Source organism: Candidatus Poriferisocius sp. (assembly GCF_965202595.1).
GTDB lineage: Bacteria > Actinomycetota > Acidimicrobiia > Acidimicrobiales > Bin134 > Poriferisocius.
In genome coordinates this window covers 2,921,883-2,947,568 of sequence record NZ_OZ241836.1, presented here as the reverse complement: position 1 = coordinate 2,947,568, position 25,686 = coordinate 2,921,883, and the positions used below count along the sequence as shown (strand labels likewise).

The window sequence follows — 25,686 nt, the reverse complement described above, 5'->3', positions numbered from 1 at the left end:
AGGGACCTCCCATGTTGATGCCCAAGAAGGTCAAGCACCGCAAACATCATCGGGGCCGGACCAAGGGACAAGCCAAGGGAGCCACCGGGGTGACCTTCGGCGAGTACGGCATCCAGGCCCTCGAGCCGGGGTGGATCACGGCCCGACAAATCGAAGCTGCCCGTATCGCCATTACCCGACACATCCGCCGGGGGGGCAAGGTTTGGATCAACATCTTCCCCGACAAGCCGGTCACCGAGAAACCGGCAGAAACCCGCATGGGTTCCGGTAAGGGCAACCCGGAGCGCTGGGTGGCGGTGGTGCGACCGGGCCGTATCCTGTTCGAGCTCTCGTACCACGACCGGGAAACAGCTCGCGCCGCCATTGAACGGGGGATTCAAAAACTCCCGGTCAGAGCTCGGTTCGTTGAGCGCCGGGAAGGGTGGTAGTAGTGGCTCGCAGAACAACCTGGACCGGCCTTACCGACATGGAGCTCATCGAAAGGTTGAGCGATGCCAAGGACGAGGTGTTCAAACTTCGCTTTCAGATCGTTACCGGACGCTTGGACAACACCGCTCGCCTGAAACAGGCCAAAAAGGAAGTGGCCCGAGCCATGACCGAGCTGCGGGCGCGGGAGATCCAAGCCGCCGAGGAGCTGGAGACCCAGAGGCAGGAGGCCGCTAATGGCTGACCAGACGACCGGATCACGACCCGCGAGCCGGCCCAACGGCCGCAAGGTGCGGGAGGGCATGGTGGTGTCCGTCGCCATGGACAAGACCGCGGTGGTGGCATCCACCAGCCACGCTCGCCATCGCCGGTACAACAAGACCGTGCAACGCACCACCAACCTGTATGTGCACGATGAAGCCAACCAGCTCGCGGTGGGTGACAGGGTAAGGGTGCAGGAAACCCGTCCGCTGTCCAAGACCAAGCGTTGGCGGCTGCTCGAAGTTCTGGAGCGAGCCCGATGATCCAGCAGGAAACCCGGGTAAAGGTGGCTGACAATTCCGGAGCCAAGGAGGTGCTGTGCATCCGGGTTCTGGGGTCGTCCCGGAAACGCTACGCCACCATCGGTGACGTGTTCGTGGCCACCGTCAAGGATGCCATGCCCGGTGCCGCGGTCCGCAAGGGTGACGTAGTGCGCTGCGTGCTGGTTCGCGCCAAGAAGGAGAAGCGCCGCAAGGACGGTTCCTACATCCGCTTCGACGAGAATGCAGCCGTGCTCATCAACGAGCAGCAACAACCCCGGGGCACTCGCATCTTCGGGCCGGTGGGGCGGGAGCTGCGGGACAAACGATTCATGCGCATCGTGTCGCTGGCACCGGAGGTGTTGTAGGGGCCATGAAGATTCGCAAGGGAGACCGGGTTCGAGTGCTGAGCGGGAAGGACCGAGGCAAGGTGGGCGAGGTTACGTTCGCCTTCCCCGCCGAGGGAACGGTGATCGTGGACGGCGTGAACATCGCCACCAAGCACCAGGGCCCCCGCCAGGGGATCATGCAGACCGGAATCATTGACAAGGAGATGCCGATCAAGGCCGACAACGTGGCCGTGATCAGCCCAGCAGATGGTCGCCCCACCCGGGTGGGGTACCGGTTCGACACCGATGGTCGCAAGTTCCGCGTCTGCCGGCGCACCGGGGTGGATCTGTAATGTCCACCGCTTCTGCCGCCCCCCGGCTGCAAACCCTGTACAGGGAGGAAATCCGTGACCAGCTCCAGGAGGAGTTGGGTTTGGGGAACATCATGCAAGTACCCCGTTTCGAGAAGATCGTCCTGAACATGGGCGTGGGAGAAGCTGTGGCCCAGGCCAAGCTGCTCGACGGTGCGACGACCGATCTGACCATCATCTCCGGCCAGCGTCCGGTAATCACCCGGGCCAAGAAGTCCATCGCCAACTTCAAGATTCGCGAAGGTAATCCCATCGGGGTAAAGGTCACCCTCAGAGGATCCCGAATGTGGGAGTTCCTGGACCGGCTCATCAACCTGGCCATCCCCCGCATCCGGGATTTTCGAGGTCTATCCCCCCGTTCCTTCGACGGGAACGGCAACTACTCGTTCGGGGTCACCGAGCAGCTCATCTTTCCCGAGATCGACTACGACTCCATCGACACCATCAGGGGCATGGATATAACGATCGTCACCACCGCAATCACCGACGAGGAGGGCCGAGCGCTGCTCGGGGCCTTCTCGTTCCCGTTCCGAGCCGAGGGACAGTAACTCTATGGCCAAAAAAGCGCTCATCCAGAAGCAACAAAAAACGCCAAAGTTCAAGGTACGGGCCTACACCCGTTGCCGGCGCTGCGGGCGGCCCCGGGCCGTTTACCGCAAATTCGGCCTGTGCCGGGTGTGCCTGAGGGAGCTGGCCCACGCCGGCGAGATCCCCGGCCTGACCAAGGCGAGCTGGTGAGGTGACACGGCCGTGACCATGACCGACCCCATCGCCGACATGCTGACCCGCATCCGCAACGCCAACACCGCCATGCGCGACGAGGTGAGGATGCCGTCATCCAAGATGAAGATCGCCCTGGCCGGTGTCCTCAAGAGCGAGGGCTACATCAGCAACTTCGAGGTGGCCGAGAACGAACGCGGGCCGGGTCAGACCCTGACCATCGACATGAAATACTCCGACCAGCGGGAGCGAGTCATCTCCGGGATCACCCGGGTGTCCAAGCCCGGCTTGCGGGTCTACTCGAAATCAAACAGCATCCCCCGGGTCCTGGGCGGGTTGGGAGTGGCGATAGTGTCCACCAGCAAGGGTTTGATGAGCGATCGCGAGGCACGCCGCCGCCGCATAGGCGGCGAGGTTGTCTGCGTGGTCTGGTAGGAGGTCGGCCGTGTCCCGAGTCGGAATGAACCCGATCCCGGTACCCACCGGGGTGAAAGTGACCATCGAGGGTGACAGGGTGACGGTCACCGGCAGCCGCGGCACGCTCGAGCACAACCTTCCCGAGCCCATCTCGGCCCGGACCGAGCACGATTTTGTCATCGTGGAGCGGGCCGACGAGCAGCGCGACACCAAGGCACTGCACGGGTTGAGTCGCTCGCTTCTGGCCAACATGGTCACCGGGGTCAGCGAGGGCTACCGCAAGGAACTCGAGATCGTGGGGGTGGGCTATCGGGCCATCGCCCAGGGGACCGGCAAGATCGAATTGCAATTGGGTTTCAGCCACCCGGTGCATGTTGAAGCTCCCGACGGGGTGACCTTCGAGGTACCCAATCAGACGAGCATCCATGTGCTGGGCATTGACAAGCAGGCCGTCGGCCAGGTGGCCGCTGATATCCGGGCCATCCGCAAGCCCGAACCCTACCGGGGTAAGGGAATCCGCTACGCCGGGGAGCGGATCATCCGCAAAGCCGGCAAGACCGCCAAGTAGAACCACGGGAAATCGGAATGAGCAGCGTCCAGCACAAGCATCAGAGCCGAGTCCGGCGTCATCGCCGGGTTCGCAAGAAGATCCGAGGCACGGCCGAGCGCCCCCGCTTGGCCGTGTACCGATCGAATCGCCACATTGTCGCCCAGCTCATCGACGATACCGCGGGCCATACCCTGACATCGGCCTCCACCATCGAGCCCGGGTTGCGGTCCGGTCCCACCGGCAACATCGCCGGAGCTGCCGTGGTGGGCAAGCTGATCGCCGAACGAGCCCGGGAAAAGAACATCACCGCAGTCGTTTTCGACCGGGGCGGCTTCCGATACCACGGCCGAGTAGCCGCCCTGGCCAACTCGGCCCGAGAAGCAGGACTGGAGTTCTGATGAGTGGATCGTCTTCCAGAAGCGGCCATCGCCAAGCCAACTCTGCCCGAGAAGCAGGACTGGAGTTCTGATGAGTGACATCTCAACCCCGGCCGGCGATGCCCAGCTACGCGACTCCAGGGTCATCAACATCAACCGGGTGGCCAAGGTGGTCAAGGGTGGGCGGCGGTTCTCGTTCACCGCGTTGGTGGTAATCGGCGATGGGGCAGGACGGGTCGGGCTGGGTTACGGCAAAGCCAAGGAAGTGCCCCTGGCCATCCAGAAGGGCACCGAAGAGGCCCGGCGCAACCTGTTCCGCGTGCCGCTGGCCTCATCCACGATCACCCATCCGGTCATCGGTGAAATGGGTGCCGGGCGGGTGCTGCTCAAGCCGGCCGCACCCGGTACCGGGGTGATCGCCGGGGGAGCCGCCCGAGCCATCCTGGAGGAGGCCGGGATCGGGGACGTGCTCTGCAAGTCCCTGGGCTCGCCCAACCACATCAACGTGGCTCGAGCCACCATAGCCGGACTCCAGGCCCTCAAGCGGCCCGACGATGTGGCCCGCCACCGGGGAATCCCCGCCGACGAGTTCGTTCCGGCCGGGCTGCTCAACGCTTACCGGGAGGCCGAGCGGCTGTCCACCGCCGGACCGGGCAAAAGGGAGTAACCATAGTGGTCATCAGAGTCACCCAGACCCGATCCCATATCGGTGCCCGACCCAAGCAGCGGGGAACGCTGCGAGCCCTGGGCCTGCGTGGCATCGGGCAAACCAACACCCTGCCCGACGCTCCCGAGATCAGGGGGATGATCAAAAAGGTGGCCCACCTCATCTCCTGGGAGGAAACCGAATAGCCATGAAAGTTCACGATCTGAAGCTCTCCTGGGAGGAAACCGAATAGCCATGAAAGTTCACGATCTGAAGCCAGCTCCCGGATCCCGCAAGCGGCCGCAGCGCAAGGCCCGGGGCATCGCCGGCAAGGGCGGCAAGACCGCGGGCCGGGGCATGAAGGGCCAGCGGGCCCGGAGCAAGATACCCGCCGGCTTCGAGGGCGGTCAGATGCCCCTGGCCCGCCGGATTCCCAAGCTGCGAGGGTTCAAGAACCCGTTCCGGGTGGAGTATCAGGCCATAAACCTGGATGTGCTCGAAGCCACCGGGCTGGACGAGATCACCCCGGAAATCCTGCATGAGCGGGGATTGCTGCACAAAGGTGCCCTGGCCAAGATTCTGAGTCGGGGCGAGCTGACTCGGGCCGTCAGCGTCAAGGCCCATGGTTTTTCCGAGTCGGCAAGAGCAGCCATTGTCGCCGCCGGCGGTAGCGTGGAGGTGTTGCCCAAGCCTTTCACCGGCCGGCCACCGGCCCGGGGCAACGCCCTCACCAACCGCTAGTCGAAGTCCGGCAGGGGTCAAGGAGTAGGTAGGAGTAGCCGTGCTCACCAGGGTTTTGAACATGTTCCGGGTGACCGATCTACGCAACCAGATCCTGTTCACCCTGTCCATGCTGGTTCTCTTCCGGGTGGGCGTTGCCATCCCCTCCCCCGGAGTGGATCTCGACGCGGTGGACCAGCTCCGCAACCAGGCCGATGCCGGCGGCATAACCGGGTTGTTGAACTTCTTTTCCGGCGGTGCCCTTTCGCAGTTCGCCATCTTCGCGCTGGGCATCTTCCCCTACATCACCGCATCCATCATCATGCAGGTGCTGGGCGTGGTCATTCCCCGCATAGAGCAGTGGCAGAACCAGGGCGCAGTGGGTCAGCGCAAGATCACCCAGTGGACCCGTTACCTAACCATCGCCATCGCCATAATTCAGGCCACGTCGTTCTCGTTCCTGTTCCACAACGGCGGGGGCGGCCTCAGCCTCACCGGGGGCAACGCCAATCAGAGCATCGACCTTCTGCCCAATTTCACCGCTCCCCGAGTGTTCCTCGTGGTGCTGACCCTCACCGCCGGCACCGCCCTGCTGATGTGGATGGGCGAGCTCATCACCCAGAAGGGAATCGGCAACGGAATGTCGCTGATAATCTTCGCCTCGGTGGTGTCCACCATCCCCAACCAGTTTTCCCTGGTTAAGGCGTCCGAGGGATGGGGAGCGGTTTTCGTGATCGCCCTCATGTACCTGGCCCTGCTGGTGGCCATCGTGTTCGTGGAGAACGGTCAGCGGCAAATCCCGGTGCAGTTCGCCAAGCGAGTGGTGGGGCGGCGCATGACCGGCGGCCAGAGCACCTACATCCCCTTGAAGGTGAACCAGTCCGGTGTCATCCCCATCATCTTCGCCAGCTCCGTTCTCTACCTGCCCATCCTGCTGTCGGCGGTTCTACCCTCCGATTCCAACCCCGATCACAACACCTGGGGAGAGAGCGTCCAAAACTGGGTGAACACCCACCTGGGCGACCCGGCCGACACGGTTTACTTGATCACCTTTGCTTTGATGATCGTGGGGTTCGCCTACTTCTACACCGCCATAACCTTCGATCCGGTCAAGCAGGCCGACCAGATACGCAAGCAGGGCGGGTTCATCCCCGGCATCCGGCCGGGGCGCCAAACGGAGCGCTACCTGGGTCGCATCCTGTCCCGCATCACCCTGCCCGGGGCACTGTTCATAGCCGCCGTGGCCGTCATCCCTGCCATCGCCCTCTCCCAGTACATTCCCTCCCAAAGCACCTCGGCCTACAGCTTCAGCGGCATCTCCGTACTGATTGCGGTGGGTGTAGCCCTCGAGACCATGAAGCAGATTGACAGCCAACTCATGATGCGCAACTACGAGGGCTTCCTGAAGTGACCCAAAGCCAACTCACGATGCACCCAACCACCAAGGCTTCCTGAAGTGACCCAAAAAAATGGTCGCCCGCTGATCCTGGTCATTCTGGGCCGCCAGGGATCCGGCAAGGGGACCCAGGCCGCTCTTCTGGCCGAGCGTTACGGGGTGGTCCATGTGTCCACCGGAGACATGCTGAGAGCCGCAGTGACAAGCGGCACCGAGCTGGGAATGAGAGCCAAAGCAGTGATGGACGCCGGCAACCTCGTTGGTGATGACATCATGATCGGCGTCGTGGCTGAACGGCTGGCCGAGGCCGACATCCGAACCAGGGGTGTCCTGCTGGACGGATTTCCCCGCACCACCGCCCAAGCCGATGCCCTGGCCGAGATTCTGGGGGGAATTGCACCCGATTTGGCCATCAACCTTGACGTGCCCATTGCTGAGGTCACCAAGCGAATGCTGGCCCGGGGTCGAGATGACGACACCGAGGAGACCATCTCCCGCCGGCTGGATCTCTACGAGACCGAAACCGCCCCCTTGCTGGCCTGGTTCGAGGATCGGGGATGCCTGGCCGTGGTCGACGGGCTCGGAACCGAAGACGATGTGTTCGCCCGGCTGACCGAAGTCGTGGACGCGCTCCAATGATCCCCCACCAAACCCGTGGACACGCGGCAATGATCCCCCACCAAACCCGAAGTCGTGGACACGCGGCAATGATCCCCCACCGGTTTGCCTTTGGCGGAATGGGTCGGGTAGGTTTGTTGCCCGGTTCATGCAATGAGCCGATGTCCCGCGCAGTTCGCCCGTTTAAGCCTGCCAAGCCGTCAGGAGAGGTCGCCCTTGGCGAAAAACAAGCAAGATGCCATCATCATGGAGGGAACGGTCACCGAATCCCTCCCCAACGCCATGTTCCGGGTAGAGCTCGAGAACGGGCACAAAGTGCTGACCCACATCTCCGGAAAGATGCGGATGCACTACATCAGAATCCTCCCCGGCGACCGGGTACAAGTGGAATTGACCCCTTACGATCTTCAGCGGGGCCGGATCACCTACCGGTACAAATAGCCGGCGAGTACAACCAACCGACGAAAAAGGTGCCGTGAAAGTTCGCCCCAGCGTGAAAAAAATCTGCGACAAGTGCAGGGTCATACGTAGGCGCGGGCGCGTGCGGGTCATTTGCACCAATCCCCGACACAAGCAGAGGCAGGGCTGAGCCATGGCTCGAATTGCCGGCGTTGATGTACCGCGTGAGAAGCGCACTGTGATCTCGCTGACCTACATATACGGCATCGGGCCATCTTTGGCCCGACAGGTGTGCGCCGAAACCAACATTGACGAGAACACCCGGCTGCGTGACCTTACCGATGAGGAGGTGGCCCGGCTGCGCAATTGCATAGAGGGCAACCTGCGGGTGGAGGGGGATCTGCGCCGGGAGACCAGCCAGGATGTCAAGCGCAAGATGGAGATCGGCTGCTACCAGGGTCTGCGCCACCGCCGGGGGCTCCCCGTGCGGGGCCAGCGCACCCACACCAACGCTCGCACCCGTAAGGGACCGAAAAAGGCGGTGGCTGGGAAGAAGAAGGTGATGAAGAAGTGAGTGGCTGGGAAGAAGAAGGTGATGAAGAAGTGAGAAGAGAAAGGATCTGCCACTAATGGCCAAGCCATCAGCCGGAGGGCGCCGGCCCCGCCGCCGGGAGCGCAAGAACATCTCCTATGGAGTGGCTCACATAAAAAGCTCATTCAACAACACCATCGTGACCATTGCCGACCAGCAAGGAAATGTCATTTCCTGGGCCTCGGCCGGCAACGTCGGTTTCAAAGGATCCCGCAAGTCCACCCCGTTCGCGGCTCAAATGGCCGCCGAACAAGCCGGCCGCAAGGCCATGGAGCACGGCATACGAAAAGTGGATGTTCAGGTTCGGGGCCCGGGCTCGGGCCGCGAGACCGCCATCCGCTCGCTCCAGGGAGTGGGTATAGAGGTAACCGGCATTAAAGATGTCACTCCCATTCCTCACAATGGTTGCCGCCCGGCCAAGCGGCGAAGGGTCTGACATGTCTCGTTACACCGGTCCGCGATCCCGGGTGTCCCGCCGCCTTGGTGTGAATGTCTGGGGCACCAAGGGAGAGACCGTCGCCTTGGAGCGGCGTCCCTACCCCCCGGGCGAGCACGGAAGAACCCGACGGCGGGGCAACGTGTCCGAGTACTTGCTCCAGCTTCAGGAGAAGCAGAAGGCCCGCTACACCTACGGTCTCAACGAGCGCCAGTTCCGCAATATCTTCAAGGAGGCAGCCCGTCAAAAGGGGGTCACCGGGGAGAACATGCTGCGCTTTTTGGAGCTGCGTCTCGACAACGTGGTGTATCGCCTCGGTTGGGCCGCCACCCGCCCCCAGGCCCGCCAGTTCGTCTCCCACGGTCACATCAATGTGAACGGTCGCCGGGTCAACATCCCCAGCTATCGCCTCCGCAAGGACGATGTGCTGGCGCTGCGGGACAAGGCCAGGGAGATGATCGTGGTGGGGTGGAACCTGGACGTACTGGATCGTGTCCCGCCGGCGTGGCTGAACCGCAGCGAGGACGGCTACGAGGCCACTGTTCGGGATGCCCCACTGCGCGAGCAGATCGACGTGCCGGTGAGGGAACAGCTCATTGTCGAGCTCTACAGCAAGTAGTGGCACAAAAAGCAGTGGCTCAACACAAGCAGCGGCACAAAAAGCAGTGGCCCAACCGCCTTATCGGGCGGAACAGCCGTAGAACCAAGTTTACAACCACCATTCCAAGAACTGAGGGAGTCGGAATATGCTGGTAATGCAGCGCCCCACCGTGGAACCCGTTACCGAGCCGGAGAACAACCGCCAGAAATTCGCCATAGGCCCTCTGGAGCCCGGATTCGGACACACCCTCGGCAATTCCCTGCGCCGAGCCCTGATGTCCTCGATCCCGGGAGCGGCGGTGATCCGGGTCCGGTTCGATGATGCCCTCCACGAGTTCGACACGATCAGCGGCGTGGCCGAGGACGTGACCGACATCATCTTGAACCTGAAGGATCTCATCCTGAGGTGCCACTCCGAGGATCCGGTGGAACTGCGCATCGACCAGCGGGATCCCGGCGAGATCACCGGAGCGACCCTGGCCGTGAACCCTGATGTCGAGGTGCTCAACCCCGACCTGGTCATCGCCCGCCTGAACAGCAAGGCCCACCTGGCCATGGACATCACCGTTGCCCAGGGCCGGGGGTATGTGTCGGCCGAGATCAACAAGTTGGACACCACCATCGGCGTCATCCCCATGGACGCAATCTTCTCCCCCGTGCGCCGGGTGGCTTACACCGTCGAACCCACCCGGGTGGAGCAGTCCACCGAGTTCGACCGTCTCGTGCTGGACATCGAGACCGACGGCTCCATCACCCCCAGGGACGCTCTGGCCTCGGCCGGGGCCACACTGCGGACTCTCGTTCAACTGGTGGAGGAGATGAGCGAGGCCCCCAAGGGGCTGAGCATGGTGGAGGCACCCAGCGCCCCGGCCGGAGCTCCCGACCTGGATCTTCCCATTGAGGATCTGGAACTCTCCGAACGACCCCGCAACTGCCTCAAGCGGGCCCAGATCAACATGATTGGTGAGCTGCTGGCCCGCTCCGAGGACGAGCTGCTGACCATCACCAACTTCGGTCAGAAATCTCTGGACGAGGTGAACGAGAAGCTGGACGAGCGGGGCTTGACCCTGGCCGCTCCTCGCTCGTAGAACGGGGAGCAAAATGCCCGGACGACCACGCAAGGGACGCCGATTCGGCGGCAGCTCACAGCATCAGAAGCTGATGATGGCCAACCTGGTTGCCTCGCTGATCGCGGCTGAGGCCATAACCACCACCGAGGCCAAGGCCAAGGCCATGCGACCGGTGGCTGAGAAGCTCATCACCAAAGCCAAGAAGGGTGGGCAGCACAACCACCGTCAGATCCTGGCCCAATTGGCCGACCCGGAGATAGCCGACAAGCTCATGGTGGATATCGGCCCTCGCTACGCCAACCGTTCCGGCGGTTACACCCGCATTCTGAAACTGGGACCCCGCTACGGCGACAACGCCCCCATGGCTCGCATCGAGCTGGTCTGACTCTACGCCGGGCACCAGGATCAGCCGGACCGTGCGGGTTCGGGCGACAGTTGCCTACCACGGCGGGACATTCCACGGATTCGCTCCCAACCAGGGGGTCCGCACAGTGGGCGGCGACCTGATCGAGGCCCTCACCCGGTGCCTGCGACAACCGGTAGCGCTGACTTGTGCCGGCCGCACCGACACCGGGGTCCACGCCTGGGGCCAGGTGGTGAGCTTCGACGCTCCCGACGGCACCGATCTGCCGGCAACCCGCTCCGCGGTGAACCGGATGCTGGCTCCCGCCATCGTGATTCGAACCATCGAAGCCGCCCCGCCGGGTTTTGACGCTCGTTTCGATGCCACCAGCCGCACCTACCGCTACACCGTTTTGAACCGGGAAGTGCCCGACCCGTTCCTGTCCACCACGGCCTGGCACTATTCCCGCCCCCTGGACCTCGGAGCCATGAACAGCGCCGCGGCCACGATCGTGGGTCAACACGACTTCTCCTCCTTCTGCCGGCGGCAGCACTCCCCCGGCGGCAAGGAGAAATCTCGGGTTCGCACCGTCCACCGGGCCGGATGGGAGGCCACCGGCCCGGAGCTTGTGCAGTTCGAGATAGAGGCCTCCTCCTTTTGCCATCAAATGGTCCGCTCCATCACCGGTACCCTGGTGGACATCGGTGCCGGCCGCCGCTCCCCCGGAGCCATGACCACCATCCTCACCGCCCGGGACCGCTCCGGTACACCCAACCTGGCCCCGCCCCACGGACTCAGCCTGTGGTCGGTTTCCTATGAATAATCGGTTTGTGTTCCCACCTGGCGGGGCAGTTGTCACTGCGGCGGTTTGGGTCGTATCATGCTTTGACCCGGGATTGCACCCGAAGGAAAGCCGATGCCCACCTACTCCCCCAAAATCAGAGATATTGAACGCGCCTGGCACGTTGTGGATGCCGATGGCCTCGTCCTCGGCCGCATGGCCACCGAGGTGGCTCGAGTCCTGCGCGGCAAGCACAAGCCCGACTTCACACCCCACCTCGACACCGGCGACCACGTGATAATCGTGAACGCCGAGAAGGTGGTGCTGACCGGCAACAAAGCCACCGGCAAGCAGGTGTACCGCCACTCCGGTTACCCCGGTGGACTCAAGCAAACCAGCTTTGGACACCTACTGGAGACCCAACCCGCCGATGCCGTGCGGCGGACAGTGAGGGGGATGCTCCCCAAGAACCGCCTGGGCCGCCAGATGCTTCGCAAGCTCAAGGTCTACGCCGGGCCTCTCCACCCCCACCAAGCTCAACAGCCCCAGCCCCTGGAGATAGCCGGGGCCCGATTCCACACCGGAGACTCCTGATGACCGCCCCCTTGATCCAAGCCACCGGACGGCGCAAGCGGGCCGTCGCTCGGGTCCGATTCCGCCAAGGCACCGGCCGGGTGACCGTGAACGGGCGCCAGGCTGACGACTACTTCCCCTCCCGGAGCCACCGGATGGCGTTCATGGCCCCTCTCCAGCTAACCGATACCGCCGAGGTGTACGACATCGACGTGAACATGCATGGCGGCGGGGCCAACGGCCAGGCTGGGGCTCTGCGGCTCGGCATCGCCCGGGGGTTGGTGGCGCTGGATCCCGAGTGCCGGGAAACCCTCAAGCAAGCCGGATTCCTGACCCGTGACGACCGCAAGAAGGAATCCAAGAAGTACGGCCTTAAAAAGGCCCGCAAGGCACCTCAGTACTCCAAGCGCTAAACCTCCTTGGGGCTCGACCCGGTGTTGCGGTTCGGAACCGACGGGGTTCGGGGTCGGGCCTATGAGGAACTTGGCCCCAGTGACATCATCCGGTTGGCCCAAGCGGCTGCCGAGGTTCTGAGACCCACCGGCCCGGTAATCATCGGGCGCGACACCAGAGCCTCCAGCCCTGACTTCGCCAATGCCCTGATAACCGGGTTCGGGGCCGCGGGGGTTCCAACCCTGGACATGGGGGTGGTTCCCACCCCGGCAGTGGCTTGGGCCGGAGCCCGGTACCACACCCTGGGGGCCATGGTCTCGGCCTCGCACAACCCGTGGCCCGACAACGGGGTCAAGTTGTTCGGCCCCGGGGGCGAGAAACTGAACGAGGAGCTTCAGGCTGCCCTGGAATCGGCACTGGCCGATGCCGGCCGCCATTCGACCCCCGATCCGGCCAACCCCCCACCGGCGACCGATGCATCCACTTTGCTGCACGACTACCAAGATGCCATCACCGCCACCGCCGATTTCGACGGCCTGGGGCTCCATGTCGTGGTGGACGCGGCCCACGGCTCGGCAACCACGGCCCTGCCCGGTCCGCTTCAGGCCCGCGGCGTGGCCGTCACGATGATCAACGCCGAGCCCGACGGTCGAAACATCAATTTACGGTGCGGCTCGACCCACCCGGAAACGGTGGCTCAGGCCGTGCGTGAACTGAAGGCCGATCTGGGGTTCACCTTCGATGGCGATGCCGACCGGGTATTGGCCGTGGACCACACCGGGGAGCTGATCGACGGGGACCAGATCATCGCCATCTGCGCAATCGATCGCCACCAGCAGGGACGGCTTCCGGGCCGCACCGTGGTGGTTACGGTTATGACCAACCTGGGTTTCCACCAGGCGATGAACCGCCACGGCATCGAAGTGGTGACCACCGCGGTGGGCGACCGGCATGTGTGGGCCGCCCTCCGAAAAGGCGACTGGGCGCTGGGCGGGGAACAGTCGGGTCACGTGATCTTTCCCGCCCTCGCCAGCACCGGCGACGGCCTGGTAACCGCCATGCAACTCCTGGAGGTTGTGGCTCGTAGAGACCTGCCCCTGCGGGACCTGGCCGCCGAGGCCATGACCAAGATGCCCCAGGTGATCCACAACGTGGACATCGGCCCCGACCCGATTGACGAGAATCGACTGTCGGTTGCGGTAGCCGCCGCGGAGCAGACCCTCGGCTCCCAGGGCCGCATACTGGTCCGGCCCTCCGGCACCGAGCCCGTACTGCGGATCATGGTCGAGGCCGGAACTCTCGAAACCGCGCACGCCGTCGCCGCCAATGTAATGACCACCCTCAAGGCCTGAACCAACAACACGGATTGATTCAACCAACCACCCCGCCAGCTATTAAGCCACTGGCCGCCACCCACCAGCACCAACAGCACGGATTGATTCAACCAACCACTAACCTTGGCCGAGATGTGTGGCATAGTCGCGGTGGTCCAGCGCCGATCCCGGCGTGTTCCCCCGACCTCCGCCGAGATTCTCGGTCTTTTGAGTCCGGTGGTCACGTGCCTGCGCGACCTGAACGGCGCCGGCGACCGGGCGACGCGGATGGAGATCCTGGCCGGCGACCGGGCGACGCGGATGGAGATCGTGGCCGGCGACCGGGCAACGCGGATGGAGATCGTGGCCGGCGACCGGGCGACGCGGATGGGCATGGCGGCCGGCAACCTGACTCGAGCCAACCGCCTCCTGCGGGGCACCGCCGGGCTCGGGGTGTTGCTGAGCGAGAAACCCACCATTCGGGCCATGCTGAACGAGATAGACGGGCTGATCACCGCTCTGGAGGCCGACTTCGACCGGTCGGTCGGCAACCTGGCCACCGAGGTGATGAACTCCATCCTGGTGCAGATGAAGGACGCGGTTTGGGCCATCAGCAATGATCGGCTGGGTACCGCCGAAGCGGTCCACTCGCTGGCCGGACCAGGTGCCGGCGAGGCCGCGCTGGCGGCGTTCAACTCGGTGCAGATCGCCCTGTCGGCGCTGGATCGCCTGGAGGTTCGGGGACGGGACTCAGCAGGTCTTCATATTCTGGTCAGCGGTCACGAACTCGACCCGGCAGAACCGGTGGTGGCCGCCGCCATGGCCGAACGGGCCGGCGATCCCCTGTTCCGCACCGGCTCGGTACGGTGGGCCGACAACAACCTGAGCTTCGTGTACAAGGCCGCGGCCGAGATCGGCGAGTTGGGCGACAACACCGCCGCCCTGCGAGCCGCCATCCTGGGCGACGACCTGCTGGCCACGGCCCTGAAAAACGATGGGGCGAGCGCGACCGTCATCGGGCACACTCGCTGGGCCAGCGTGGGCATTATCAACGAGGCCAACGCTCACCCTCTCAACTCCGAGGTGATCGGACACCCGGATCGGCCCTACACCATCGGTGCCCTCAACGGTGACGTGGACAATTACTCCGATCTCATCGCCGGCCACGGCCTGGTTATCAACCCCGGCATCACCACCGATGCCAAAATCGTCCCCGCTCTCTGGTCGGCCCAGATGGCCGGATCGGACCCCTCCCGGGCCGCCGAGCCGAATGGCCCGAACAGCACCACTCAAACTATTTCCAACCCCGCCGTGGAGGCTTTTCGCCGCACGGTTGTGGATCTGAGCGGTTCGGTGGCCATTGCCGGGCAAACAGCGGCCAACCCCGACCAACTCCTGCTGGCCCTGCGGGGCAGTGGCCAAGCTCTGTACATCGGAGGCACCGAGGATGCCTACGTGGTGGCCAGCGAACCCTACGGTCTGGTGGAACAGGCCGGGCGCTACCTGCGCATGGACGGCGAGACCCCGTCCGACCCAGCCAACCCGACCGCCAGCCGGGGTCAGGTGGTGATACTGGACTGCGACCACGCCGGTGATCTGACCTCCGTCCAGCGGATCTCCTACGACGGGACATCGCTGCCCATCACCAGCGCCGAAATCGTCGATGTCGAAATAACCACTCGTGACGTGGATCGTCGAGGCTTCCCCCACTTCTTGTTGAAGGAGATATCCGAATCGCCCGAGTCGTTTCGCAAGACCCTCCGAGGCCGGATTACCAGCCCGGAGGATGACCGGGATCCAACCGTGAAGCTCGGCTCCGAGACGCTGCCCGATCATCTGGTGCAAAAGCTCACCACCGGCAGGATCACCGACATCATCGTCATCGGTCAGGGCACCGCGGCGATAGCCGCTCACAGCTTGGCCCACTTCTTGCGCCAGGAACTGCCCGGTCGCCCCATCAGCTCCGTACCGGCCACCGAACTCTCCGGGTTCGGGATGCAACCCGACATGAGCAACACCTTGGTCATTGCCATCAGCCAATCGGGAACCACCACCGACACCAACCGCACGGTGGATCTGGTGCGGCGGCGGGGTGCGGCGGTGATCGCCATCGTCAACCGGCGCAACAGTGATCTGGGGGAGAAGGCCGACGGGGTGCTCTACACCTCCGATGGCCGGGACGTGGAGATGAGCGTGGCTTCCACCAAGGCATTCTACGCCCAGGTGGCCGCCGGCATCCTGCTGGCCATCGCCCTGGCCGACACCATACGCGGCCACCGTGAGCTCGATGCCTGCCACCACGACCGCCGCCGGCTACTCCTGAGCGGGCTGCGTGACCTCCCCGCGGCCATGACCGGGGTGCTGAGCCTTCAGGACCGCATCGCGGCCGTAGTGCGCCGGCACGCCCTGGGGCGAACCCACTGGGCCGTGGTGGGCAACGGGCTCAATCGGGTGGCCTCCGAGGAAATTCGCATCAAACTTTCAGAACTGTGCTACCGATCCATCGCCAGCGACACCACCGAGGACAAGAAACACATCGACCTGTCCTCCGAACCGCTGATTCTGGTGTGCGCCGCCGGACTGCTCGACTCAACTGCCGACGATGTGAGCAAGGAAGTGGCTATCTTCCGAGCCCACAAGGCTGTCCCCATCGTTATAACCAGCGACACCGGGAACCGTTTTGACGCCGCGTCCGAGGTAATTGCCATCCCGCCCGTCGCGGCCCCCGAACTGGCCTTCGTGCTGGCCACCATGGTGGGCCATCTGTTCGGTTACGAGGCGGCGCTGGCCATCGACGAGCTGGCCCAGCCATTGCGCGAGACCCGCAGGCTCATCGAGGCCCGGGTGGCCGCCGCCAATTCCGGTGTCACCAAGGTTGACAGCCAGCAGATACTGGTCGGGTTGCGCTCCCGGTTCACCCCCGCCGCCCAGCAGTTCTTCGATGATCTGCGCCGGGGCCGTTACAACGGATGCCTGGAAGCCGGCACCGCGGCCGAGGTGGCCTCCATGTACCGGTACGCGCTGGGCATGACCCCCCTGGATGCCTACCAGTTGGAGCAGGGCCGGGTGGGCACCCCCGCGGTGATACTGGAGGATCTCACCACCATCCTCACCGTGGCCATTGGCGAGTTGACCCGACCGGTGGATGCCATCCGCCACCAGGCCAAGACCGTGACCGTGGGCATTTCCCGGGCCGAGGAATCGCTACTGGAACCACCCCTGGTCCAGGCGACCCTGAACGCCGGCGCTCCCCGCCACCGGCTCAGCTACCGCACACTGCGCACACTGACCTCTCTGGATCCCGCCGTTGCCGAGATAACCGGCTTCATCCGCTACGGCATAGACGGTGACCCGGAGGCGGGCGGCAGCACCATACATGTGCTCGACCGGGGCGGCATCACAGTGGGCCGGGCCTCCCGTACCGACCGGGATCCCACCCTACGGGGCAGCAAGCACCTGGTGGCAACCGAACGGCAGGTTCGAGCGGTGCGAGGCCGCGCCGACTGTCGAACGATAGTGCTCATCCCCGAGGTCAAGGACCGCCGGACCACCGGAATAACCCTGCTGCACGTGCGGTTCCAAACCAAGCTCACACCCGAGGTTGCCCGGCAGGTGCTGGAGGGTTACCGGAATCGGTTTGCCGCCCTGCACGACGAGGTAACCGAGACCGAGCCCGACTTTTGCCTAGACCGGCTGGGTGACATCAGCACCGAAGATCTTCTGCTGGAACCGGTGCCCGAGTTGGCCAACCGCTGGCGACCAGAACCAGAACCCACAGAAGACCCACCAACCAAACCAACCCCCGAGTTGGCCAACCGCTGGCGACCAGAACCTTCCTAAAAGGCATGATCCCCATAGTCACCCCCACCGAGATGGCTGCCATCGACGACACCGCCCCCGAGCCGGTTGAGGAGTTGATCCAGCGAGCCGGGGCGGCGCTGGCCCGAACCGCCCTAAACATGCTGGGCGGAGGCTACGGCCGGCGGGTGACCGTGGTGGCCGGCAAGGGCAACAACGGTGCCGACGGGGTGGCGGCAGCCCGGCGGCTACAGAACCGGGGTGTCCGGGTGGCGGTGGTTGACCCCACCGACCGGCCCGGCGCGCTGCCTGCCGCCCACCTGGTAATAGACGCGGCCTACGGCACCGGCTTGCAGAGGCCCTACCACCCCCCTCGCCTGCCGGTGCGACCCGACAACTCCGATCGACTCGCCCCCGTGCTGGCTGCCGACATTGCCTCCGGGGTGAACGGGTTGACCGGGGAGATCCACGGCGAGCCCTGGACCGCCGACCGAACGGTCACATTCGGTGCGCTAAAACCCGGACTCCTCCTGCATCCCGGCGCTCGGTACTGCGGGAAGGTGACGGTGGCCCCCATCGGCCTGGACACCTCAGCCGCCCGCTCCCATCTGGTCACCGCCGCCGACGTGAACCGCTGGCTGCCGATCCGGCCGCCCACCGCCCACAAATGGCAAACCGCCTGCTGGGTAATCGCCGGATCCCCGGGGATGACCGGCGCAGCCCACCTGGCCGCCGCCGCGGCAATGAGAGCCGGTTCGGGCTACGTCAGGCTGAGCACACCCGGCCTGGATCACGATCCAACCGCTCCCACCGAGGTTGTCGGCCACCCGCTGCCGGCCGGAAACTGGGCTGCAGCGATCCCGGCCGATGATCTGGCCCGGTTTCGGGCCGCGCTGATCGGCCCCGGGCTCGGCCGCCGGCCGGACACGGTGCAAGCAGTTCGGGATATGGCTCCCGGCATGCCTCTGCCTCTGGTGGTGGATGGTGATGGCCTGTCGGCCCTGGGCCCCGAGGCCGCGGGGATACTTGCCCGCCGCGCCGCCCCCACTGTGATTACCCCCCACGATGGTGAGTTCTGCGCCCTCACCGGGACCGATCCGGGGGTTGATCGCTTCGCCGCCGGTCGCTCGCTGGCCACCGCTACCGGTGCGATCGTGCTGCTGAAGGGCCCCACCACCGTGGTCGCCAACCCCGACGGCGCAACACTGGCCATAAACAACGGAGACCAGCGGCTGGCCACCGCCGGAACCGGCGACGTTCTGGCCGGCATGATCTGCGGCCTGCTCAGCACCGGGGTGAGCCCCATGACCGCCGCCGCCACCGCCGCCTGGCTCCACAGCCAAGCAGCCAACACCCGCCCCGCCGGAACAATGGTGGCCTCCGACCTGCTCCTAGCCCTACCAAAAGCATGGGAAGCCGCATCCAAAAATAAGAACACGCCTACAACTACCGTTAGCCGGCCTCTCATGATTCGGGGGCAAGCTCAGGAAACCACATGAGACCAACCTGGGCTGACATCAACCTCGCGGCAATCGCCCACAACGTGCGGTTGCTGGTCGAACACGTTCGCCCCGCCAAGCTGTGTGCGGTGGTCAAGGCCGATGCCTACGGTCACGGCATCATCCCGGTAGCCAGGACCGCGGTGGAAGCAGGGGCCCACCTGCTGGCCGTGGCCCTGGTGGACGAAGGTCGCCGTATCCGGGAAGCCGGTATCGAAGCCCCCGTTCTTTTGCTGTCCGAACCCCGGCCCAGCGAGTTCACCGAGGTGGTCGAGCACCGGCTCATTCCCACCGTGTACCAGGGTGAGGGTTTGGCTGCCGCGGCCGCGGCAGCCGCGGCCGCCGGCCTGCGCCTTCCCGTCCATCTGAAAGTTGACACCGGCATGGCTCGAATCGGTGCCCGCCCGGACGAGTTGATGATGCTGGCCGATGCCATCACCGAGCGCGACACCCTTGAACTGGCCGGGGTGTGGACCCATTGCGCAGTGGCCGATGAACCCACCAACCCGTTCACCTCTTATCAGATCAAGCAGTTCAACCACCTGCTGTCCCGGCTCAGGGCCGCCGACCATTACGGCTTCTGCCGCCACATCGCCAACTCAGCAGTGGCCATCACCCACCCGAACGGCCACTTCGACATGGTTCGCTGCGGTATCACCATTTACGGCATCCCCCCGTCGCCGGCCCTGGCCGACCGGCTGCCCCTTCAACCGGCCATGACCATCCGCTCCGAGGTGGCCATGGTGAAGACCATCGCCGCCGGCACTCCGGTGTCATACGGCCACCATTACACCGCCCCATCCGACACCCAACTGGCCACCATTCCCATTGGCTACGCCGATGGCTGGCCGCGGCAACTGGGCCTGCGGGGAGGCGAGGTATTGATCGGCGGCCACCGCCGGCTCATCGCCGGGGCGGTGACCATGGATCAACTCATGGTTGACTGCGGTCTCGAGCACCCCGTGTCACCCGGCGACGAAGTGATACTGCTTGGCCGCCAGGACAACGAGGAGATAACCGCCGGCGAGATCGCTCAACTCCTGGGCACCGTGGCCTACGAGATCGTCTGCCGCCTCGGTCACCGCATCCCCCTGCGTTACTTCTGAGACCGATCACCCCCGGCCCGGCCAATGCCCATCAACCAATGGTTAGGCTGGTTAGGCCAGTAGCTACCGGGTCGGCATGCCCACTGTGTAGTCGGGATTGGTCTCGTTGATGATCGAGTCGGTGCGAGCGGCGATCCGCTCCTTGAACTCGGGGTGGGGGAAGATCCAGAACTTGTCGTTGCGCACCGCGTCGAACACCAGTTCGGGAATCACCTCAGGGTTGGTACCCTCGTCGATGGCGGTGATCAGGTTCTCGTGAAAGGCCGCGGCCTCGGCATCGGCCGAGGAGGGCCCGCAGGTGTCCTCGTAGGTGTCGGGACGGTTGCGCTCGGAACGGAAGATGCCGGTGGCCACCGGGCCGGGGCACAAGCACGAAACCCCAATGGGTGCCCCGATCATCTCCAACTCCCGATGCAGCGACTCGGCAATGGCCACTGCGCCGTACTTGGAGGTGGTGTAGGGGCCGAGCAACCCTCCGGAAGTGAGACCACCCACAGAGGCGGTGATCACCACATGGCCCGGCTCGCCCGCTTCCAGCATCCGCGGAACAAAGCTGCGGACACCGTGAATCACGCCCCACAGATTCACGTCCAAAACCCAGCGCCAGTCATCCACGGTGTTCTCCCAGGTGAACCCGCCGGTCAGCACCCCGGCGTTGAGATGCAGCAGGTTGATGGCACCAAATCGCTCCAGCGCCGCGATGGCCAGGGCCTCGTTGGCGTCGGGGCTGGTCACATCGGTGAGCATGAGCTGGGCGTTCTCCAAACCCCCCACCGTCTCGGCCAATCCGGCCTCGTCGATGTCACCGGCCAGCACATGCATCTGCTCGGAGACCGCCTTGCGCACCATGGCTCGACCCATGCCGCTGGCCGCTCCGGTGATGACTGCCACCTTGCCGACCAAATCCTTCATCTCAACCCCCTTGCCCTTTGTAATCGTGAGGATGGCCACCATCATTGCGCACCGAGCGGATGGCTGCCTCCACGGCGGCGGCGGCCATCAGGCGCACCAGTGCGATGTCAGCTTCCACCCGGCCGGTTGCCCCCACCACCAGCGCGTCCCCGTCGCCATCGGTGTGGGCCGGCCACAGCGCCCGAGCCATCCCGCCATGACCGCTTCGAGCCACCCGGAAACAACCCAGCTTGTCGAGCCGGGCGTTGGTGATAACCGCTCCGATGGTTGTATTGATCGAAGCCCCAGAACCGGAGGGGTTACCCCCGATGGTTGTATTGATCGAAGCCCCAGAACCGGGAGAATCCGAGGGGTCGGCGAACGGGTCGGTTGGTCGATGTACATAGGTTCCCTGCACCAGGGAATCCACCACGGTGCCGTCGTTGATGCCCCCCGATGCGTTCACCGCCACCAATGCGCCCACCACCACATCGCCCACTTGGATACGAGCGCCACCCAAACCGCCGGGCTCGCGGTGGTCCATCCCCTGCCACTTGTTCATGGTCGCACCCGTGGCTGCCCCCACCCGTCCCAGGGCCGGAAACCCCTCGTGGGCCGCCTGGGCCGCGGCGTAACCGGCGTCGGGTCCGGGCCGCACCGAACCGTCGCCCTCCATCAGGTCGTACAGCGACATCCCCACCACTATGGGAACCCGGCCCCCCCGGGTCTCGAACCCCCGGCCCCGCTCCTCACACCACCGCATCACCCCGTCAACTGCGGCAAGCCCGAACGCGGATCCTCCCGACAGCACAACCGCATCCACGCACTTCACCGTCCGCTCCGGGGCCAGCAGGGCGAAGTCCCGGGTTGCCGGAGCCCCCCCGCGGATCTCACCCGAGGCCGTGGTCCCCTCGGGCAGCACCACCACGGTGCAACCCGTCCGGGCCGACTCGTCGGTCCAGTGCCCCACCATCACCCCGCTGCCAGCACCCAACATCACCAACGACGGTACCGCACCACCAACCCACAGAACCCGAACCACAAATCAAACACCACCACCAACCCACAGAACCCGAACCACAAATCAAACAGGACCATCAGAAGGCAAGAGGCGTATTGTTGATTTTGTGTCGTTGATCCTGGCTGACGTTGCCGCCGAGGCTGCCAACTGCACCAAGTGCGAGCTGGCTCAAAAACGAACACAAGTGGTGTTCGGTATGGGCAATCCCGATGCCGACCTCATGTTCGTCGGCGAGGGGCCCGGCGCTGAGGAGGACAAGCAGGGCCTTCCCTTCGTGGGCCGCTCGGGCAAGCTGCTTGATCGGTTGATGGCCGAGGAGATGGGGTTGACCCGTGATCTGTGCTACATCGCCAACGTAGTGAAGTGCCGCCCCCCCGATAACCGGGATCCGAAGCCCGAGGAGGTGGACACTTGCCGATCGTGGTTGGAGCGCCAGATCCAGCTAATCACCCCGAGGGTCATCGTCACCCTGGGCAACTTTTCCTCCAAACTTCTCCTCGACACCACAACCGGCATCACCAAGCTGCGGGGCCGGAGTTACCCATTTGACAGCACCCAATCCGACCAGCGGGAGCAGAATTACCCCTTGAGCAGCACCGGCACGGTGATAATCCCCACCTTTCACCCGGCGGCCGTTCTGCGGGGCGGAGGTTTGCCGGAAGCCCAGATGCGCTCCGACCTGGTCAGGGCCCGCATGGCGATCTCCGGATGATAAGAACCCGCACCCGCTCACCCGAGGACACTCGGCATCTGGTCAGGGCCCGCATGGCGATCTCCGGATGATAAGAACCCGCACCCGCTCACCCGAGGACACTCGGCATCTGGCCGCCAACTTGGCCGAACTGGCCCAACCCGGCGACCTGCTGCTGCTGGTGGGTGACCTGGGAGCAGGCAAGACCACCTTCACCCAGGGGTACGCCGGGGCCCTGGGGATCAGCGAGCCGATCACCAGCCCCACGTTCACACTGGCTCGGGAGTACCACGGGCGGCTGCTGCTGCATCACCTGGACGTCTTTCGACTCGACCAGCTCACCGAGGTGCTGGATCTGGGCCTGCCCGAGCTGCTCGACAGCAACGGGGTGATCCTCATCGAATGGGGCAACGTGATCCGTCAAGCCCTGCCCAACCACTATCTCGAAGTGGCGTTGACCTTCGTTGACGACTCGGGTGACTACCCCGATGAGCGGGTGGTGGTGTTGAACCCGGTGGGGTCCCACTGGAAAGCCCGGTCCGAAGCGTTGACCACCGCCGCCCAGCCGTGGATGGAAACCCCACCATGTTGATCCTCGGCATAGAATCGGCCACCCATCAGGTGGGTTGCGCTTTGGGAGGCCACGAGGGGGTGCTGGCTTCGGCCCACACCGCCCGGGGCCGCCGCCACGCCGAGACCATCGTCCCCCAGATCCGGTTCGTGGCCCACCAGGCTCGCATAGAGCTACAGGATGTGGGCTGTGTGGCCGTCGATCTCGGCCCCGGCCTGTACACCGGACTGCGGGTGGGCATCTCCAGCGCCATGGCCATGGCCTACGCCCTGGGGGTCCCGATGATCGGTGTATCCAGCCTCGACCTGCTGGCCTTTGCCGTGCGCCACACCAATCGTTTGATCGTGGCCGCCATCGATGCCCGCCGCCAAGAACTTTTCTACGCCTTCTACCGCCAGGTACCCGGCGGGGTGCAGCGGGTGTCCCCTGCCGAGGTGGGTACCCCCGATGATCTGGCCTCCGAGTTGCTGGCAACCAGCGAAGAGGTGTTGCTGGTGGGCGACGGTGCCCATCGCTACCGCGAGGTTTTCGCCCAACTCCAGAAGATCTACATCGCAGAACTGGATCTCGCCCATCCCTCGGCGGCCTCGCTGGTTCAACTGGCCCACGCCCGGGCACTGCGGGAGGAGTTCGTCAAACCGTGGGAACTCCGCCCCATCTACCTGCGAGTTCCCGATGCCGATGTGAACTGGAAGACCCGGCATTCAAGATGACTTCCAACGTTGCCCCCACCGCTCCTACGGCCCGGGAGCATCCTCCCCGAACCCGAGGCCCAATAAACATTGCTGTCGAACCCATGAGAGCGATGCATCTCGACCGGGTCATGTGCATCGACGCCCGGTGCTACCCAATTCCCTGGGCCCGGGATGTCTACGAGTCAGAGTTGTCACTCAACGACGAACGGCTCTACCTGATAGCCCGAATCGTCAACAACCGGGCCACGACGAGACATGGCCGAACACCAAAACCCCAACCGGCCCACAACCAGACCAAGACACCAAAACCCCAACCGGCCCACAACCAGACCAAGACACCAAAACCCCAACCGGCCCACAACCAGACCAAGACACCAAAACCCCGACCGGCCCACACCCTCACCATGACACCAAAACCCCGACCGGCCCACATCCTCACCATGACAATCGCCGGCTACGGCGGGGTTGCCTTCGAGGAGGGCAAGGCCCATATAACCACGGTGGCAGTGGACCCCGATCATCGAGGCCGGGGCATCGGTGCTCAGCTCCTGCTGGCCTTGATGCTGGCCGCCCGCCGGCGCAGAACCAGCCTGACCCTAGAGGTGGCCTCCGACAATTCCGCGGCCCAAGCCCTGTACCGGCGCTTCGGGCTTGCTCCGGTGGGCATTCGCCGGGACTACTACACCGGTACGGGCCTGTCACCCGACGCGATCCTGATGCGGGCCGACGAGATCCATCAACCCGACTACGCCAACCGCCTCATCAAAATCGCGGTGGAACTGGATTGCGCATGACCACCCCGGAACCCCCCACCATCGTCCTGGGCATCGAGACCTCCTGCGACGAGACCGCCGCCTCCGTGGTCTCGGGACCTTCGGCGATCCTGTCTTCGGTGATAAGCAGCCAGGTGGATCTGCATGCCCGCTACGGCGGGGTGGTTCCCGAGATCGCCAGCCGAGCTCACGTGGAATTGCTCACTCCGGTGGTTGCCCAAGCGGTTGTCGAGGCCGGCTTGAACAACCACGACATTCAGGCAGTGGCCGCCACCGCCGGCCCCGGCCTCATCGGGTCCTTGCTGGTGGGTGTCAGTGCGGCCAAATCCCTGGCCCTGGTCTGGGATGTGCCGTTCGTGGCGGTAAACCATCTGGAGGCCCATCTGTACTCCTCGTTCCTGGAGGAACCCGACCTGGAGTTGCCGGTGGTGGTGCTTCTGGTTTCCGGGGGCCACACCCTACTGGTGTTGATGGAGGCTTTCGGCCGCTACCGGCTCATAGGCCAAACCCTGGACGATGCCGCCGGAGAGGCGTTCGACAAGGTGGCCCGATTCATGGGCCTGGGTTATCCCGGCGGGCCGGTCATCGACCGCCTGGCCATGACCGGCAACCCGGAGGCGGTGGCCTTCCCCCGCCCGATGCGCGACGACGGCTACGACTTCTCCTTCAGCGGCCTCAAGACCGCAGTGGTCAACCATGTCCGGAACCATCGTGACCACGATGTGGCCGACATCGCGGCCTCCTTCCAGGAAGCAGTGGTGGATGTGCTCGTGCACAAGGCCCGCAAGGCGGCTGAGGAGTTGGGAGCCAGGGGCCTGTGCCTCGCCGGTGGGGTGGCGGCCAACTCCTCCTTGCGGGAGCGCCTGCTGGATGCCTGTGTGGCCGCCGGGATAAGCGGGTTCCTGCCCAGCCGTTCCATGTGTACCGACAATGCAGCCATGGTGGCCGCCACCGGATGGCATCGGCTCCGGCTCGACGGTCCGTCCCCACTGGATTCGGGGGCTGACCCGAACCTCCCACTGCCTTTCATTCAACCCCCAGCCTGATTTG

General features: G+C 64.7%; 36 protein-coding genes. 34 read left to right on the top strand and 2 right to left on the bottom strand.

Annotated features, from left to right (window positions below):
- Nucleotides 1-11 precede the first annotated feature (11 nt).
- The 29 genes from rplP (at nt 12) to alr (ending at nt 19,994) form a co-directional block, all read left to right on the top strand.
- Nucleotides 12-428, top strand: coding sequence for a 50S ribosomal protein L16 (gene rplP, locus ACOGXC_RS13430; protein WP_419918674.1), 417 nt, complete (start codon nt 12-14; stop codon nt 426-428).
- Between the two features lie 2 nt (nt 429-430).
- Nucleotides 431-670 carry a 50S ribosomal protein L29 gene (gene rpmC, locus ACOGXC_RS13425; protein ID WP_419918673.1) on the top strand — a complete coding sequence of 80 codons (240 nt, stop codon included), beginning with the start codon at nt 431-433 and terminating at the stop codon, nt 668-670.
- The gene (gene rpsQ, locus ACOGXC_RS13420; RefSeq protein ID WP_419918672.1) at nt 663-950 is read left to right on the top strand and encodes a 30S ribosomal protein S17; all 288 of its coding nucleotides are present in this window, start codon (nt 663-665) and stop codon (nt 948-950) included. Before rpmC ends, rpsQ begins: the two co-directional genes overlap by 8 nt.
- Nucleotides 947-1,315, top strand: a complete 369-nt coding sequence (gene rplN, locus ACOGXC_RS13415; RefSeq protein WP_419918671.1) for a 50S ribosomal protein L14 — start codon at nt 947-949, stop codon at nt 1,313-1,315. The genes rpsQ and rplN overlap by 4 nt, the downstream gene beginning before the upstream one ends.
- A 5-nt stretch (nt 1,316-1,320) precedes the next feature.
- The gene (gene rplX / locus ACOGXC_RS13410) at nt 1,321-1,629 is read left to right on the top strand and encodes a 50S ribosomal protein L24 (RefSeq protein ID WP_419918670.1); all 309 of its coding nucleotides are present in this window, start codon (nt 1,321-1,323) and stop codon (nt 1,627-1,629) included.
- On the top strand, nt 1,629-2,195 hold the full coding sequence (rplE, locus tag ACOGXC_RS13405; RefSeq protein WP_419918669.1) for a 50S ribosomal protein L5: 567 nt from the start codon (nt 1,629-1,631) through the stop codon (nt 2,193-2,195). The genes rplX and rplE overlap by 1 nt, the downstream gene beginning before the upstream one ends.
- Before the next feature lie 4 nt (nt 2,196-2,199).
- The gene (locus tag ACOGXC_RS13400; RefSeq protein WP_419918668.1) at nt 2,200-2,385 is read left to right on the top strand and encodes a type Z 30S ribosomal protein S14; all 186 of its coding nucleotides are present in this window, start codon (nt 2,200-2,202) and stop codon (nt 2,383-2,385) included.
- 12 nt (nt 2,386-2,397) lie between these two features.
- The gene (gene rpsH / locus ACOGXC_RS13395) at nt 2,398-2,802 is read left to right on the top strand and encodes a 30S ribosomal protein S8 (protein ID WP_419918667.1); all 405 of its coding nucleotides are present in this window, start codon (nt 2,398-2,400) and stop codon (nt 2,800-2,802) included.
- A gap of 10 nt (nt 2,803-2,812) precedes the next feature.
- Nucleotides 2,813-3,352: a 50S ribosomal protein L6 gene (gene rplF / locus ACOGXC_RS13390; protein WP_419918666.1), complete on the top strand. Its 540-nt coding sequence runs from the start codon at nt 2,813-2,815 to the stop codon at nt 3,350-3,352.
- 17 nt (nt 3,353-3,369) lie between these two features.
- On the top strand, nt 3,370-3,732 hold the full coding sequence (rplR, locus tag ACOGXC_RS13385; protein WP_419918665.1) for a 50S ribosomal protein L18: 363 nt from the start codon (nt 3,370-3,372) through the stop codon (nt 3,730-3,732).
- A gap of 70 nt (nt 3,733-3,802) precedes the next feature.
- Nucleotides 3,803-4,378 carry a 30S ribosomal protein S5 gene (gene rpsE / locus ACOGXC_RS13380; RefSeq protein ID WP_419918664.1) on the top strand — a complete coding sequence of 192 codons (576 nt, stop codon included), beginning with the start codon at nt 3,803-3,805 and terminating at the stop codon, nt 4,376-4,378.
- Nucleotides 4,379-4,383: 5 nt separating this feature from the next.
- Entirely contained in the window at nt 4,384-4,563 is a 180-nt protein-coding gene (rpmD, locus tag ACOGXC_RS13375) for a 50S ribosomal protein L30 (protein ID WP_419918663.1), read from the top strand.
- 49 nt (nt 4,564-4,612) lie between these two features.
- A complete protein-coding gene (gene rplO / locus ACOGXC_RS13370) occupies nt 4,613-5,098 on the top strand; it encodes a 50S ribosomal protein L15 (protein WP_419918662.1) in 486 nt (161 codons plus the stop codon).
- A 40-nt stretch (nt 5,099-5,138) separates the two neighbouring features.
- On the top strand, nt 5,139-6,488 hold the full coding sequence (secY, locus tag ACOGXC_RS13365) for a preprotein translocase subunit SecY (RefSeq protein WP_419918661.1): 1,350 nt from the start codon (nt 5,139-5,141) through the stop codon (nt 6,486-6,488).
- A gap of 45 nt (nt 6,489-6,533) precedes the next feature.
- Nucleotides 6,534-7,112 (top strand): adenylate kinase, encoded by a 579-nt coding sequence (locus ACOGXC_RS13360; protein ID WP_419918660.1) that lies wholly within the window; start codon nt 6,534-6,536, stop codon nt 7,110-7,112.
- A 195-nt stretch (nt 7,113-7,307) separates the two neighbouring features.
- Entirely contained in the window at nt 7,308-7,532 is a 225-nt protein-coding gene (gene infA / locus ACOGXC_RS13355) for a translation initiation factor IF-1 (protein WP_419918659.1), read from the top strand.
- Between the two features lie 34 nt (nt 7,533-7,566).
- On the top strand, nt 7,567-7,680 hold the full coding sequence (gene rpmJ, locus ACOGXC_RS13350) for a 50S ribosomal protein L36 (RefSeq protein WP_419918658.1): 114 nt from the start codon (nt 7,567-7,569) through the stop codon (nt 7,678-7,680).
- A gap of 3 nt (nt 7,681-7,683) precedes the next feature.
- Complete coding sequence (gene rpsM / locus ACOGXC_RS13345) at nt 7,684-8,064, top strand: 30S ribosomal protein S13 (protein WP_419918657.1); 381 nt, start codon at nt 7,684-7,686, stop codon at nt 8,062-8,064.
- Nucleotides 8,065-8,119: 55 nt separating this feature from the next.
- On the top strand, nt 8,120-8,518 hold the full coding sequence (gene rpsK, locus ACOGXC_RS13340) for a 30S ribosomal protein S11 (protein ID WP_419918656.1): 399 nt from the start codon (nt 8,120-8,122) through the stop codon (nt 8,516-8,518).
- A 1-nt stretch (nt 8,519) separates the two neighbouring features.
- Nucleotides 8,520-9,137, top strand: coding sequence for a 30S ribosomal protein S4 (rpsD, locus tag ACOGXC_RS13335; protein ID WP_419918655.1), 618 nt, complete (start codon nt 8,520-8,522; stop codon nt 9,135-9,137).
- A 127-nt stretch (nt 9,138-9,264) separates the two neighbouring features.
- Entirely contained in the window at nt 9,265-10,206 is a 942-nt protein-coding gene (locus ACOGXC_RS13330; protein WP_419918654.1) for a DNA-directed RNA polymerase subunit alpha, read from the top strand.
- A 13-nt stretch (nt 10,207-10,219) separates the two neighbouring features.
- Entirely contained in the window at nt 10,220-10,573 is a 354-nt protein-coding gene (gene rplQ, locus ACOGXC_RS13325; protein ID WP_419918653.1) for a 50S ribosomal protein L17, read from the top strand.
- Between the two features lie 31 nt (nt 10,574-10,604).
- On the top strand, nt 10,605-11,354 hold the full coding sequence (gene truA, locus ACOGXC_RS13320; RefSeq protein ID WP_419918652.1) for a tRNA pseudouridine(38-40) synthase TruA: 750 nt from the start codon (nt 10,605-10,607) through the stop codon (nt 11,352-11,354).
- Nucleotides 11,355-11,447: 93 nt separating this feature from the next.
- Entirely contained in the window at nt 11,448-11,906 is a 459-nt protein-coding gene (rplM, locus tag ACOGXC_RS13315) for a 50S ribosomal protein L13 (RefSeq protein WP_419918651.1), read from the top strand.
- Nucleotides 11,906-12,298, top strand: a complete 393-nt coding sequence (gene rpsI, locus ACOGXC_RS13310) for a 30S ribosomal protein S9 (RefSeq protein WP_419918650.1) — start codon at nt 11,906-11,908, stop codon at nt 12,296-12,298. Before rplM ends, rpsI begins: the two co-directional genes overlap by 1 nt.
- A 21-nt stretch (nt 12,299-12,319) precedes the next feature.
- Nucleotides 12,320-13,630, top strand: coding sequence for a phosphoglucosamine mutase (gene glmM / locus ACOGXC_RS13305; RefSeq protein WP_419918649.1), 1,311 nt, complete (start codon nt 12,320-12,322; stop codon nt 13,628-13,630).
- A 114-nt stretch (nt 13,631-13,744) separates the two neighbouring features.
- The gene (locus ACOGXC_RS13300) at nt 13,745-17,431 is read left to right on the top strand and encodes an SIS domain-containing protein (protein WP_419918648.1); all 3,687 of its coding nucleotides are present in this window, start codon (nt 13,745-13,747) and stop codon (nt 17,429-17,431) included.
- A gap of 5 nt (nt 17,432-17,436) precedes the next feature.
- The gene (locus ACOGXC_RS13295) at nt 17,437-18,888 is read left to right on the top strand and encodes an NAD(P)H-hydrate dehydratase (protein ID WP_419918647.1); all 1,452 of its coding nucleotides are present in this window, start codon (nt 17,437-17,439) and stop codon (nt 18,886-18,888) included.
- The gene (gene alr, locus ACOGXC_RS13290; protein ID WP_419918646.1) at nt 18,885-19,994 is read left to right on the top strand and encodes an alanine racemase; all 1,110 of its coding nucleotides are present in this window, start codon (nt 18,885-18,887) and stop codon (nt 19,992-19,994) included. The genes ACOGXC_RS13295 and alr overlap by 4 nt, the downstream gene beginning before the upstream one ends.
- Before the next feature lie 63 nt (nt 19,995-20,057).
- Here alr and ACOGXC_RS13285 read toward each other — a convergent pair whose 3' ends face one another.
- Nucleotides 20,058-20,906: an SDR family NAD(P)-dependent oxidoreductase gene (locus tag ACOGXC_RS13285; RefSeq protein WP_419918645.1), complete on the bottom strand. Its 849-nt coding sequence runs from the start codon at nt 20,904-20,906 to the stop codon at nt 20,058-20,060.
- A 1-nt stretch (nt 20,907) separates the two neighbouring features.
- Nucleotides 20,908-21,927 carry a P1 family peptidase gene (locus ACOGXC_RS13280; RefSeq protein ID WP_419918644.1) on the bottom strand — a complete coding sequence of 340 codons (1,020 nt, stop codon included), beginning with the start codon at nt 21,925-21,927 and terminating at the stop codon, nt 20,908-20,910.
- Between the two features lie 85 nt (nt 21,928-22,012).
- Between ACOGXC_RS13280 and ACOGXC_RS13275 the strand changes: the two genes are divergently transcribed.
- The 5 genes from ACOGXC_RS13275 (at nt 22,013) to tsaD (ending at nt 25,682) form a co-directional block, all read left to right on the top strand.
- Nucleotides 22,013-22,618: a uracil-DNA glycosylase gene (locus ACOGXC_RS13275; protein ID WP_419918643.1), complete on the top strand. Its 606-nt coding sequence runs from the start codon at nt 22,013-22,015 to the stop codon at nt 22,616-22,618.
- Between the two features lie 67 nt (nt 22,619-22,685).
- Nucleotides 22,686-23,189 (top strand): tRNA (adenosine(37)-N6)-threonylcarbamoyltransferase complex ATPase subunit type 1 TsaE, encoded by a 504-nt coding sequence (gene tsaE, locus ACOGXC_RS13270; RefSeq protein ID WP_419918642.1) that lies wholly within the window; start codon nt 22,686-22,688, stop codon nt 23,187-23,189.
- A complete protein-coding gene (tsaB, locus tag ACOGXC_RS13265) occupies nt 23,183-23,881 on the top strand; it encodes a tRNA (adenosine(37)-N6)-threonylcarbamoyltransferase complex dimerization subunit type 1 TsaB (RefSeq protein WP_419918641.1) in 699 nt (232 codons plus the stop codon). The genes tsaE and tsaB overlap by 7 nt, the downstream gene beginning before the upstream one ends.
- Before the next feature lie 83 nt (nt 23,882-23,964).
- Nucleotides 23,965-24,657: a GNAT family N-acetyltransferase gene (locus ACOGXC_RS13260; protein WP_419918640.1), complete on the top strand. Its 693-nt coding sequence runs from the start codon at nt 23,965-23,967 to the stop codon at nt 24,655-24,657.
- Nucleotides 24,654-25,682 carry a tRNA (adenosine(37)-N6)-threonylcarbamoyltransferase complex transferase subunit TsaD gene (gene tsaD / locus ACOGXC_RS13255; RefSeq protein WP_419918639.1) on the top strand — a complete coding sequence of 343 codons (1,029 nt, stop codon included), beginning with the start codon at nt 24,654-24,656 and terminating at the stop codon, nt 25,680-25,682. The genes ACOGXC_RS13260 and tsaD overlap by 4 nt, the downstream gene beginning before the upstream one ends.
- The last annotated feature ends 4 nt before the right edge of the window (nt 25,683-25,686 follow it).